This is a genomic window from Streptomyces sp. NPDC049687 (assembly GCF_044465285.1).
In the GTDB taxonomy this organism is placed as follows: Bacteria; Actinomycetota; Actinomycetes; order Streptomycetales; family Streptomycetaceae; genus Streptomyces.
In genome coordinates this window covers 1,093,668-1,105,134 of sequence record NZ_JBITLN010000001.1, presented here as the reverse complement: position 1 = coordinate 1,105,134, position 11,467 = coordinate 1,093,668, and the positions used below count along the sequence as shown (strand labels likewise).

Annotated in this window: 9 protein-coding genes; all 9 read left to right on the top strand. The window is 68.7% G+C overall.

Annotated elements, in window-relative coordinates:
- Positions 1 to 28: 28 nt before the first annotated feature.
- The 9 genes from ACIBVL_RS05020 to ACIBVL_RS04980 all read left to right on the top strand — a co-directional run bounded on the left by ACIBVL_RS05020 (position 29) and on the right by ACIBVL_RS04980 (position 11,361).
- Positions 29 to 475: an SUKH-3 domain-containing protein gene (locus tag ACIBVL_RS05020; protein ID WP_399091819.1), complete on the top strand. Its 447-nt coding sequence runs from the start codon at positions 29 to 31 to the stop codon at positions 473 to 475.
- 219 nt (positions 476 to 694) lie between these two features.
- A complete protein-coding gene (gene rplU, locus ACIBVL_RS05015; protein ID WP_004931419.1) occupies positions 695 to 1,015 on the top strand; it encodes a 50S ribosomal protein L21 in 321 nt (106 codons plus the stop codon).
- Positions 1,016 to 1,029: 14 nt separating this feature from the next.
- Positions 1,030 to 1,284: a 50S ribosomal protein L27 gene (gene rpmA, locus ACIBVL_RS05010; RefSeq protein ID WP_010041940.1), complete on the top strand. Its 255-nt coding sequence runs from the start codon at positions 1,030 to 1,032 to the stop codon at positions 1,282 to 1,284.
- Positions 1,285 to 1,424: 140 nt separating this feature from the next.
- Positions 1,425 to 2,861: a GTPase ObgE gene (gene obgE / locus ACIBVL_RS05005; protein ID WP_399091816.1), complete on the top strand. Its 1,437-nt coding sequence runs from the start codon at positions 1,425 to 1,427 to the stop codon at positions 2,859 to 2,861.
- A gap of 161 nt (positions 2,862 to 3,022) precedes the next feature.
- Entirely contained in the window at positions 3,023 to 4,594 is a 1,572-nt protein-coding gene (locus ACIBVL_RS05000) for an alkaline phosphatase D family protein (protein ID WP_399091813.1), read from the top strand.
- A gap of 87 nt (positions 4,595 to 4,681) precedes the next feature.
- Positions 4,682 to 5,890 (top strand): hypothetical protein, encoded by a 1,209-nt coding sequence (locus tag ACIBVL_RS04995; RefSeq protein ID WP_399091810.1) that lies wholly within the window; start codon positions 4,682 to 4,684, stop codon positions 5,888 to 5,890.
- A gap of 228 nt (positions 5,891 to 6,118) precedes the next feature.
- The gene (locus tag ACIBVL_RS04990) at positions 6,119 to 7,618 is read left to right on the top strand and encodes a D-ribitol-5-phosphate cytidylyltransferase (RefSeq protein WP_399091807.1); all 1,500 of its coding nucleotides are present in this window, start codon (positions 6,119 to 6,121) and stop codon (positions 7,616 to 7,618) included.
- 158 nt (positions 7,619 to 7,776) lie between these two features.
- Complete coding sequence (locus ACIBVL_RS04985; protein ID WP_399091804.1) at positions 7,777 to 9,957, top strand: hypothetical protein; 2,181 nt, start codon at positions 7,777 to 7,779, stop codon at positions 9,955 to 9,957.
- Positions 9,958 to 10,131: 174 nt separating this feature from the next.
- Complete coding sequence (locus tag ACIBVL_RS04980) at positions 10,132 to 11,361, top strand: glycosyltransferase family 2 protein (protein WP_399091801.1); 1,230 nt, start codon at positions 10,132 to 10,134, stop codon at positions 11,359 to 11,361.
- The last annotated feature ends 106 nt before the right edge of the window (positions 11,362 to 11,467 follow it).

Genomic DNA, 11,467 nt, shown 5'->3' with positions numbered 1-11,467 from the left:
GTGGGGTCGAGAGATGAGAGTGGTACCCATGGACGATCTGTCGGAGGAGGTCGAGCGCGCGCTGGCGGGTGCCGGATGGCGGCCCGGCCGGCGCGTGAGCACCCAGGAATGGCGGCGTGGGCTGGAGGCCTCCGGCCAGGTCGTCATGCACGAGGCGGCCGAACGATTCCTCGCGGAGTTCGGGGGGCTGTCCTTCCCGCCCGCGGGCAACGGCATCTCCATGGCGCGTCAGTCGTTTGAACTGGACCCCCTGCTGTGCCTGGGGGAGGAGGGCAGGTTCGCCGACTGGAGCGCCGAGATCGAAGAGAGGATCTTTCCGATCGGCGAGTTCGACGAAGGGCGGGGCGGCTTTCTCGGCATCGATGAGAAGGGCGTGGTCTATCAGGTCATCGACTCGCTGAGCCGCTTCGCCGAGGAACGGGCTGGACTGGAGTGCCTGATCCTGGGGATCGCCCCGGAACCGCTCGTCGACTGAGCGGTATGAGATCGCTCTGCTGAGCACGGGGCCCGGTTTGACCCCTCGAGCCGGGCCCCGTAGCCTTGACCGTCGGCGTGTTCACTAGGCACGCCACATCCCCGTAAACCTCTTCCTCCCGGATACCGGTACCTCGGTGGCCGGGAGAGGCTGTCCGTGACTGTTCCCGGGTGGCTGGACTGCGGGGGTGCCGTTCCCGAGCGAGAGAGTGAGATCCGCTTGTACGCCATCGTGCGCAGCGGTGGTCGCCAGCACAAGGTTGCTGTCGGCGACATCGTTGAGGTTGACAAGATTTCCACCGCCAAGGTTGGCGACACGGTCGAGCTCTCGACCCTGCTCGTTGTCGACGGCGACGCTGTGACCAGCGACCCGTGGGTGCTGGCCGGCATCAAGGTCCAGGCCGAGGTCGTGGACCACCACAAGGGCCAGAAGATCGACATTCTGCGCTACAAGAACAAGACCGGCTACCGCCGTCGTCAGGGCCACCGCCAGCAGTACACGGCGATCAAGGTCACTGAGATCCCCGCGGCTGCGAAGTAAGGGACTGAGGAGAAATGGCACACAAGAAGGGCGCATCGTCCACCCGGAACGGTCGCGACTCCAATGCCCAGCGGCTCGGCGTGAAGCGCTTCGGCGGTCAGGTCGTCAACGCGGGTGAGATCCTGGTCCGCCAGCGTGGCACCCACTTCCACCCGGGCGCCGGTGTCGGCCGTGGCGGCGACGACACGCTGTTCGCCCTGCAGGCCGGTTCGGTGCAGTTCGGCACCCACCGTGGCCGCAAGGTCGTGAACATCGTTCCGGTCGCCTGACCTCAGGCCCAGACCGAACGCATCGCGAGGCGGACCTCACTTCCCGACAGGGAAGGCGGGTCCGCCTTTCGCGTGTTACCCCCGTAGTACTCGTATCTCCCCCGGTCTTCGGCCGGGGCACCCCCAGGAGGCACCCCACCATGACCACCTTCGTGGACCGCGTCGAACTGCATGTCGCCGCGGGTAACGGAGGCCACGGCTGTGCCTCCGTCCACCGTGAGAAGTTCAAGCCGCTCGGCGGGCCGGACGGCGGCAACGGCGGGCGCGGTGGGGATGTGATCCTCACCGTCGACCAGTCGATCACCACGCTTCTCGAATACCACCACTCGCCGCACCGCAAGGCCACCAACGGCAAGCCGGGCGAGGGCGGCAACCGGTCGGGCAAGGACGGGCAGGACCTCGTCCTCCCCGTGCCGGACGGCACGGTCGTGCTCGACAAGGCGGGCAACGTGCTCGCCGACCTCGTCGGGCACGGCACCTCCTTCGTCGCCGCCCAGGGCGGCCGCGGCGGGCTCGGCAACGCGGCCCTGGCCTCCGCCCGCCGCAAGGCGCCCGGATTCGCGCTGCTCGGTGAGCCGGGTGAGCTGCAGGACGTCGTACTGGAGCTGAAGACCGTCGCCGACGTGGCGCTGGTCGGGTATCCGAGCGCCGGCAAGTCGTCCCTGATCTCCGTGCTCTCCGCCGCCAAGCCGAAGATCGCCGACTACCCGTTCACCACCCTCGTCCCGAACCTCGGGGTGGTGACCGCCGGGTCGACCGTCTACACGATCGCCGACGTGCCGGGACTCATCCCGGGCGCCAGCCAGGGCAAGGGGCTCGGCCTCGAGTTCCTGCGCCACGTCGAGCGGTGCAGCGTCCTCGTGCACGTCCTCGACACGGCCACCCTCGAGTCCGACCGCGACCCGGTCTCCGACCTCGACATCATCGAGGAGGAGCTGCGGCAGTACGGCGGGCTCGGCAACCGTCCGCGCATCGTCGTCCTGAACAAGATCGACGTACCGGACGGCAAGGACCTCGCGGAGATGGTGCGGCCGGATCTGGAGGCGCGGGGGTACCGGGTCTTCGAGGTGTCCGCCGTGGCGCACATGGGGCTCAAGGAGCTGTCCTTCGCCCTCGCCGACCTGGTCGGGAACGCCCGGGCCGCCCAGCCGAAGGAAGAGGCGACCCGGATCGTCATCCGGCCCAAGGCCGTGGACGACGCCGGTTTCACCGTCACCCAGCAGGAGGACGGGCTGTTCCGGGTCCGGGGCGAGAAGCCCGAACGCTGGGTCCGCCAGACCGACTTCAACAACGACGAGGCCGTCGGCTATCTCGCCGACCGGCTCAACCGCCTCGGTGTGGAAGAGGAGTTGATGAAGGCGGGCGCCCGCGCCGGCGACGGTGTCGCGATCGGCCCGGAGGACAACGCGGTCGTCTTCGACTGGGAGCCCACGGTCATGGCCGGCGCGGAGATGCTGGGCCGCCGCGGCGAGGACCACCGCTTCGACGCCCCGCGCCCGGCCACCCAGCGCCGCAAGGACCGCCAGGCCGAACGCGACGAGGCAGCCCAGGAGTTCGAGGGCTTCGAGCCCTTCTGACCCGCTGACGCACCCAGGGACCCGCTGCCCACCTCGGCAGCGGGTCCTCCCTTTATCCGTCTGCTTGTCATGAACGCGAGACGCTCTGTTCAGCGAGCTGACTGTGTGTCCATGCCACCTTTCTTGCGTCCACGATGCCAGCGACGCAAGGGAGTTCCCCGATGGCCGCCGAGCGAGCCACCGCGAACCGAGCCGCTTCCCCCGATCGCCGCCGCTTTCTGACCGCCGGTGCCGCCGTCGTCGGCGCCGCGGCCTCCGCCCAGCTCTGGCTGCCCGCGACCGCCCGCGCGGCCCAAGCCCCGCTCCCCGACGGTGTGTTCAGCCTCGGCGTGGCCTCCGGGGACCCGCTGCCCGACGGTGTCGTGCTGTGGACCCGGCTCGCCCCCGACCCGCTGAACGGCGGCGGCATGCCCGACCGGACGGTGCCGGTGCAGTGGGAGATCTCGCGGGACTCGCGCTTCGCCACCTCCGTACGCCGGGGAACCGCCCAGGCCCGGCCCGAGTACGGGCACAGCGTTCACGTGGATGTCCGGGGGCTGCTGCCGGGTCGTGTCTACTGGTACCGCTTCCGGGTGGACGGGCAGATCTCGCCGGTCGGCCGCACCCGTACCGCGCCCCAACCCCTCGGCACCAACGGCTCCTTGCGCCTCGCGCTCGCCTCCTGCCAGAACTGGCAGCACGGCTACTTCACGCCGTACGCCGACATGCTGGCGCAGGACCCGGACGTCGTCCTCTTCGTAGGCGACTACATCTACGAGTCGGGGCCCTCGGCGACGGCCGTGCGCCGGCACGAGGGGAGCGGTGAGCCGTACACGCTCACCCAGTACCGCAACCGGTACGCCCAGTACCGCAGCGACCCCGATCTGAAGCGGATGCACGCCCACGCGCCCTGGGTGGTCACCTTCGACGACCACGAGGTCGACAACGACTTCGCCGGGGAGATCCCGCAGGACCCCGACAAACAGTCGCACGACGCGTTCACCGCCCGGCTGACCGCGGCCTACCAGGCGTACTACGAGCACATGCCGGTCCGGGCCACGGCGATCCCGAACGGTCCGCACATCCGCATGTACCGCAGCTTCCGGTTCGGCCGGCTCGCCCGCCTCAACGTGCTGGACACCCGGCAGTACCGCAGCGACCAGGCCGTCAGCCAGGAGGGCGCCCAGGACCCGGCGCTCACCATGCTCGGCGCCGAGCAGAAGCGGTGGCTGATCGACGGGCTGAGGAACTCGGGGACCCGCTGGAACCTCGTCGCCTCGCAGATCATGATGGCGGAGACCGATCTGCTGGCCGGCCCGGGCAAGCTCTGGTACTACGACGCCTGGGACGGCTACCAGGCCGAACGCAACGCACTGCTCAAGGAGCTGGCGTCCGTCCGCAACCCCGTGGTGCTCAGCGGCGACCGGCACCTCACCATGATCAGCGACCTGAAGCGCGACTTCGCCGCCCCCTCCTCCCCGGTCGTCGGCGCCGAGTTCGTCGGTACGTCGATCTCCAGCAACGGCGACCAGGACCAGGCGGCCTTCCACGCCCAGTGGGACCCGCTGAAGGCCGACAACCCGCACTGGAAGCTGATCGACGCCCACCGCGGCTACCACCTCTTCGACATCCGCCGGGACGCCGTCGACGCCCAGGTGCGCGTCGTGGACACCGTCCTCCGACCGAAGGCGACCGCCGGCACGCTGGCGAGGCTGCGGGTCACGGACGGCAAGCCGGGCGTCCGCAGGGTATGAAAACCGTGTGAGAGGAGCCTGGGACTCATCCGTGTCCCAGGCTCCTCTCAGCGCACGCTAAGGAACACCTCTTACCGTCCCTTGACCATGGAGACGGACTGTACGAGAGACGACGCCCCGGTGAAGACGGCCGCGGAGCCCACCGCGCCGCACGCGCGGCCGGCCCCGCTGCCCGCCGGCACCCGCCTGCTGCACATCGGCCCGCACAAGACCGGGACCACCTCGATCCAGGGCGCCCTCTTCGGAGCCAAGGACCGGATGCCGGCGTACGGCGTCGAGTTCCCGGCGACGAGCAGGCACCCCATGTCGGCCGTGCAGGCGGCCTGCTCCTGCGGCGGGATGATGGGTGACAGCGCACCCACCGAGCGACACTGGCGGCAACTGCTGGACCAGGTGCACGCCACCGGCCGGAACACCTCGGTGATCAGCAGCGAGTTCTTCGCCGACGCCCCCGACGACGCCACCGTCCGGCGAGTCGTCGAGCAACTCGGCGGCGAGCGCGTACACGTTCTGGTAACTCTGCGGCCACTGGCGAAGATCATGCCCTCGCAGTGGCAGCAGTACGTGCAGAACGGGCTGCGCATGGGCTACGAGGACTGGCTGGAGCACATGCTCCGCAAGGCTCCGTACGAGAAGCCCAACCCGAGTTTCTGGCGGCGGCACCGGCACGACCGGCTGGTGGAGCGGTGGGTGCGGGTGGTCGGCGCCGAGCGGGTCACCGTCGTCGTGGTCGACGACCGGGACCGCGGGGGGCTGATGCGGACCTTCGAGGCGCTGCTCGGTCTTCCGGCCGATCTCCTGCAGCCGGTTCCGGACACCGTGAATCGTTCTCTCACCCTCGCCGAGACCGAAATGCTGCGGAATCTTAATAAGGAATTCCGGAGCAATGGCCTGCCCGACGAGCTTTATTCGAAACTTATCCGCAACGGCGCGGTCATGCATATGAAGAACGCGTGCAGCCCCTCGTCGCAGGACGTGAAGATCTCCACTCCCGAGTGGGCGGTGGAGGCGGCCGCCGGGATCGGCGCCGGGATGGCCGAACGCATCACCGCGATGGGCGTACGCGTCCTCGGCGATCCGGCCCTGCTGTCCGCCGTACCGAAGAAGGCCGGAAAGGGGACGCTGCAGGAGCCCCGGATCGCGCCCGAGGTGGCCGCTCAGGCCCTGTACGGGGCACTCGCCGCGGTGGCCGCGACAGCTTCGCGGCCCGCGGAGCGAGGGGTCCACCAGACCTCGTCCAGGGAACTCGTCCGCGTCCTCGGGCACCGCTGTCTCAAGCGGCTGCGCCGCCGCTGAAGACGCCTCACCGTCACTCTGAGGCATCCGTTACTCCCTGTGGAGTTACTCACAGGATTTCCAGGGAGCATCCTCATGGGTCCCGCACGCGTCTTACCCAATCACCAGCGGTTCAAGGTGAATGGCGGGTAGCGCGCACATATGCAGTGAAGGGCGCTCACCTTGCATCGCGGTAACCGTAAGTGGGACCATTTCCCCGTTCCCTGTCGCCCCAAGGTAGGTCTTCTGGTGTCCCAGCACATAGCCAAGCCCCGTACGACCGCAGTGATCCTGGCCGGCGGTACCGGTCAGCGTGTGGGTCTGTCGATCCCCAAGCAGCTGCTGAAGATCGCAGGCAAGGCCGTCATCGAGCACACCCTGACCACCTTCGAGAAGGCCGACTCGATCGACGACATCATCGTGCTGATGGCGCCGGGCTATGTGCCCGACATCGAGAAGATCGTCGCCAAGGCCGGGTTCGAGAAGGTCTCCAGGATCATCGAGGGCGGCTCCACGCGGAACGAGACCACCGAGCGGGCCATCAACGCCCTGGGCGAGGGACTGGCCGAGGGCGAGGACCTCAACGTCCTCTTCCACGACGCCGTACGCCCCCTGCTCTCGCAGCGCGTCATCGACGACTGTGTGGCGGCGCTGGAGCGTTACCAGGCGGTCGACGTCGCCATCCCGTCCGCCGACACCATCATCGTCACCCGGACGCACGGCGAGGACGGCGAGTTCATCACCGAGATCCCGGACCGCTCCCGGCTGCGCCGCGGCCAGACCCCGCAGGCCTTCAAGCTGTCCACCATCCGCCGTGCGTACGAGGTGGCGGCCGGCGACCCCAACTTCCAGGCCACGGACGACTGCACCGTCGTCCTCAAGTACCTGCCGGACGTGCCGATCCACGTCGTCGCGGGCGACGAGTACAACATGAAGGTCACTCAGCCGGTCGACGTCTTCATCGCCGACAAGCTGTTCCAGCTGGCCTCCACCGCCGCGCCCGAGCAGAACGGCGAGGAGGTCTACCGCGAACTGCTGACCGGCAAGACCGTCGTCGTCTTCGGCGGCTCCTACGGCATCGGCAAGGACATCGCCGAACTGGCCGAGTCCTACGGCGCCACGGTCTACGCCCTCGGCCGCTCCACCACCGGCACCCACGTCGAGAACCCGGAGGAGGTCGACGACGCGCTGTCCAAGGCCTACAGCGAGTCCGGGCGCATCGACTACGTCGTCAACACCGCGGGCGTGCTGCGCATCGGCAAGCTGGCCGAGACCGACAACGCGACCATCGAGGAAGCGCTGAAGGTGAACTACCTCGCGCCGGTGCAGATCGCCCGTTCGGCCTACAAGTACCTCGCGGAGACGAAGGGCCAGTTGCTGCTGTACACCTCCAGCAGCTACACCCGCGGCCGCGCCGAGTACAGCCTCTACTCCTCCACCAAGGCCGCCATGGTGAACCTCACCCAGGCCCTGTCCGACGAGTGGGCCGGCGACGGCATCCGGGTGAACTGCGTGAACCCGGAGCGCACGGCGACCCCCATGCGCACCAAGGCCTTCGGCCAGGAGCCCGCGGGCACGCTGCTCTCCTCCGAGGCCGTCGCCCGCACCTCGCTCGACGTCCTGCTCTCCGAGCTCACCGGGCACGTCATCGACGTCCGCCAGCAGGACCCGACGGCCGCCGCGGGCGAGGCCTCCGGCTTCGAGCAGGCTCTGGCCTCGGTGCTCGACCGGCAGGACGGCGTGGCATAATCAAGCACAAATAGCCATTGAATTTCAGGCCTCTGTGGCTCCCTGTTTACGGAGAATTCACAGAGGCCTGAATCCGTAAAACTCCCGAAACCTTCACAAAGGACTTTCCGGACTTTTAGGCTTCTATGACCGGCACCCCTCCCAGAGCAGGTTTCTCCGTGATATCCACTGCCATTCGCGTGGCCCGGGTGGGCAGCGCGGCCGAACTGGCCGCGGCGGTCCTCATGATGCTGGGCTACCCCTGCCTCATGCTGGCCGCGCTCGTCCCGAGCACCCCCGCCTTCGCCGCCGCGGCCGCCGTGACCTACCTGGCGGACCTCTATCTCCACCGCAAGGGCACCTACCTCATCAACCTGCTGAACAAGATGAGGGCCGGCCTGTCCACCCGGTTCCTGGTCCGTGAGCTGCTGCTCGTCCTGCTGCTGGCCAGACTCGGCCTCTCGGAGGAGCCGGTCTTCTACGCGGCGATCGCCTGCTTCACGATCTTCTTCGGTCTGCAGGCACCGCACGGCGCCCTGGTCACGCTGATCGGCAAGCGCCGCCAGATGCCGGTCGTGACCCGCAACGTCGACCTGGCCTCCCGGCTGACCATCCCGGACGCCCCGCCGCGCCGCCTGCTCACCAAGGCGCCGCAGAAGATGCTCCACCTGGACCTGGCGGCGATCGCGGGCCTGCTCGTCTACGCCTTCGGCGGCAGCGACCTCGCCGGTTACCTGGGCGTCGGCGTCACCCTGGTCCTCGGCACGCTGTACGTCGTCGTGCTGGTCCCGCACCTGCGCGCCCACCGGCTGCCGCCGAAGCCCGACAAGGTACTGGCCACGGTCAGCGCCTGGCTGCGCGAGTACCGCCCGGAGACGGTCCTGTACTTCTCCGGCTCCAAGGACTCCGCCTACCAGGTCAACATGTGGCTGGAGACCATGGAGCAGCTGGACTCCCGGCCCCTGATCATCCTGCGTGAGCGCTCCGTCCTGGAGCGGATGGCGCCCACCACGGTCCCCGTCATCTGCGTGCCCGGGGGGGTGCACCTGATGAACATGGACCTGTCCATGGTGCGGGTCACGTTGTACGCCGCGAACGTCGGCAAGAACATCCACATGCTGCGCGTCCCGACCATGAAGCACGTCTTCATCGGCCACGGCGACAGCGACAAGCTCGCCAGCGTCAACCCGTTCAGCAAGGCGTACGACGAGGTGTGGACCGCCGGCCGGGCCGGCCGCGACCGCTACGCCATCGCCGACGTCGGTATCCGCGACGAGGACATCGTCGAGGTCGGCCGCCCGCAGCTCGCACCCATCCAGACCTGGAAGGCCGCGCCGAAGGACGGCATCCCGACCGTGCTGTACGCGCCCACCTGGGAGGGCTGGGACGACAACCCGGGCAACACCTCGATCCTGCTGGCCGGCGAGAACATCGTGAAGAAGCTGCTCACGGCCGAGCCCCCGGTCCGCGTCCTGTACAAGCCGCACCCGTTCACCGGCACCCGCAGCGCGGCCGCCGGGGCCGCGCACCGCCGGATCACCGCCCTGATCAAGAAGGCCGCCGAGCAGCGCGCCGGCGACTCCCGCTTCACCGCCGACGCGGCGGCGCAGGCCAAGGCCAAGGCCGAGCTGACCCGCCTCAAGGCCCGCCTGGAGGACCTCTCGCTGTCCTTCGACGAGAAGGCCGACGAGGCGGTGACCAGTCGCGACGGCATTGTTGACATGCGCAAGCACGAAGAGGCCGCCCGGCTGCGCGCGGAGTGGAACGACGCCTACTGGCGGACCTTCCCCGACTTCGAGCACCGGGTGATCACCGGCGCCGAACCGCGGCTGTACGACTGCTTCAACGCCTGCGAGGCGATGGTCTCCGACATCTCCAGCGTGGTCTCCGACTTCATCGCGAGCGGCAAGCCGTACGCGGTCACGGACTCCGCAGAGCTGGGCGCGGAGGAGTTCCGGCGGCAGAACACCGCGGTGCGCGCGGCCGTGATCCTCACCAACAGCGCCGCCGAGCTGGACCAGCTGCTGGACGCGGTGCGCGACCCGGCCACCGACACGCTGGCCGAGGACCGCAAGGAGCTCAAGGAGTACCTGCTCGGCCCCGACGAGCCGACCTCCCTCGACCAGTTCAACACCGCGATCGCGAACCTCGCCCTCAAGGCCGAGGCACGTAACGTCGGCCAGGAATCCCGGATCGCCGCGGCGGACGGCGTGGCCGAGACTGTGGCCGAGACCGAGACCGAGACCGAGACCGAGACCGAGACCGAGACCGAGACCGAGACCGAGACCGAGACCGAGACCGAGACCGAGGCCGGGACCGGCGACGGCGCGGAACTCACCAACGGTGTTACGGCCGTCTGACGCCCGTATTTCGAAAGGCCCGGTCTTCGGAGCAGCTCTCCGAAGCCGGGCCTTTTCGCCATGCTGTGATGTGGAACACGTGCTTTGATCGAGGCAACCTGCTTTACCTGTCAACCGTCTATCGAGTGTCTGAACAGTGGATGAGGGGGAACCGTTGCGTGATGAGAGGGAAAAGTGACTCTTGCGCAGCCTGACGTCACGGTGATCATCGGGGCGTACGAAGCGATGCCGTACCTCGTCGAGTGCCTGGCATCGGTCGAGGCGCAGACGCTGGACCCGAAGCGGGTCGAGGTCATCGCCGTCGACGACGGATCCAAGGACGGCACCGGGGACTACCTCGAGGAGTTCGCCGCCCGCGCGCCCATGGCCGTCACCGTGATCCGCCAGGAGAACTCCGGCGGCCCCAGCGGCCCGCGCAACGTCGGCCTGTCCAAGGCCACCGGGCGGTACGTGTTCTTCCTGGACGCCGACGACCGGCTCGGCGCGGAGGCGCTGGAGCGGATGGTCGCCATGGCCGACCGCAACGACACGGACGTCGTCCTCGGCAAGGTCGAGGGCGTCAACCGCGGCGCCCCCAAGTCGATGTGGGGCAAGAACCGTGAGCGTACGGACGTCTTCTCCTCCAACATCAAGTTCACGCTGAGCGCGCAGAAGCTGTTCCGACGGGCCTTCCTGGAGCGCCACGGCATGCGCTTCGACGAGTCCCTGTGGACCGGCGAGGACGCGCTGTTCACGATGGAGGCCTATCTGCGGGCCGACGGCGTCTCCGTAGTCGCCGACTACACCTGCTACTACCTGGTGGGCCGCGACGACGGCAAGCATGTGACGAAGAGCGGCAGCTACACCCTGCGCTTCGACTCCGCGCGCGCCCTGATGGACCTGCTGGAGCGGATGCTCCCGCCCGGCCCCAAGCGGGACGTGCTCATGGTCCGGCCCTTCCTCGTCACGCTGCTGCCGCAGTTCGGGCCGGTCTTCCTGCGCCAGGACGAGACGATCCGGCGCACCAAGTTCGAGCTGGCCAAGCCGCTGATGGACGCGTACTGGAACGAGGGCGTCGCCCAGCGCCTCAAGGTCCACGAGCGGCTGCGGCTGCAGCTGGTGGCCATGCAGCGCCCGGACGTCCTCCTGGAGGTCCTGGAGTTCATGAAGGCCAAGAGCGAGCCCAAGGCCGTCCTCAAGAAGCGCGGCACGCAGCTCTATCTGGCCTACCCGGGCTACCGCTCCCGCAAGGCGGGTGTCCCCGACCGCGTCTACCTCGCCGAACCGCGCGAGGCCAAGGCGTATCCGGGCTGGCGCGAGGTCCCGGCCGAGACCTTCCTGCGCGGTGCGACCCGCAAGGTGCGGCGCAAGCTGCGCCGGCTGAAGAAGAGGGTGACGGGACCAAGGGGCAGGGTGGCGGCCTGAGCCGTGGGGTGAGCACGTGAGAGAAGGCCCGGTCCCGTGGGGGGCCGGGCCTTCCCGTATACGACGACGTATGGACGACGACGTGTGTACGGCGAGGTGTGCGACC

Bases quoted from the DNA above. Each gene is read 5' to 3' on its own strand.
- ACIBVL_RS05020 (WP_399091819.1), top strand. From the start codon at position 29: ATGGACGATCTGTCGGAGGAGGTCGAGCGCGCGCTGGCGGGTGCCGGA.
- rpmA (WP_010041940.1), top strand. From the start codon at position 1,030: ATGGCACACAAGAAGGGCGCATCGTCCACCCGGAACGGTCGCGACTCC.
- obgE (WP_399091816.1), top strand. From the start codon at position 1,425: ATGACCACCTTCGTGGACCGCGTCGAACTGCATGTCGCCGCGGGTAAC.
- ACIBVL_RS05000 (WP_399091813.1), top strand. From the start codon at position 3,023: ATGGCCGCCGAGCGAGCCACCGCGAACCGAGCCGCTTCCCCCGATCGC.
- ACIBVL_RS04995 (WP_399091810.1), top strand. From the start codon at position 4,682: ATGGAGACGGACTGTACGAGAGACGACGCCCCGGTGAAGACGGCCGCG.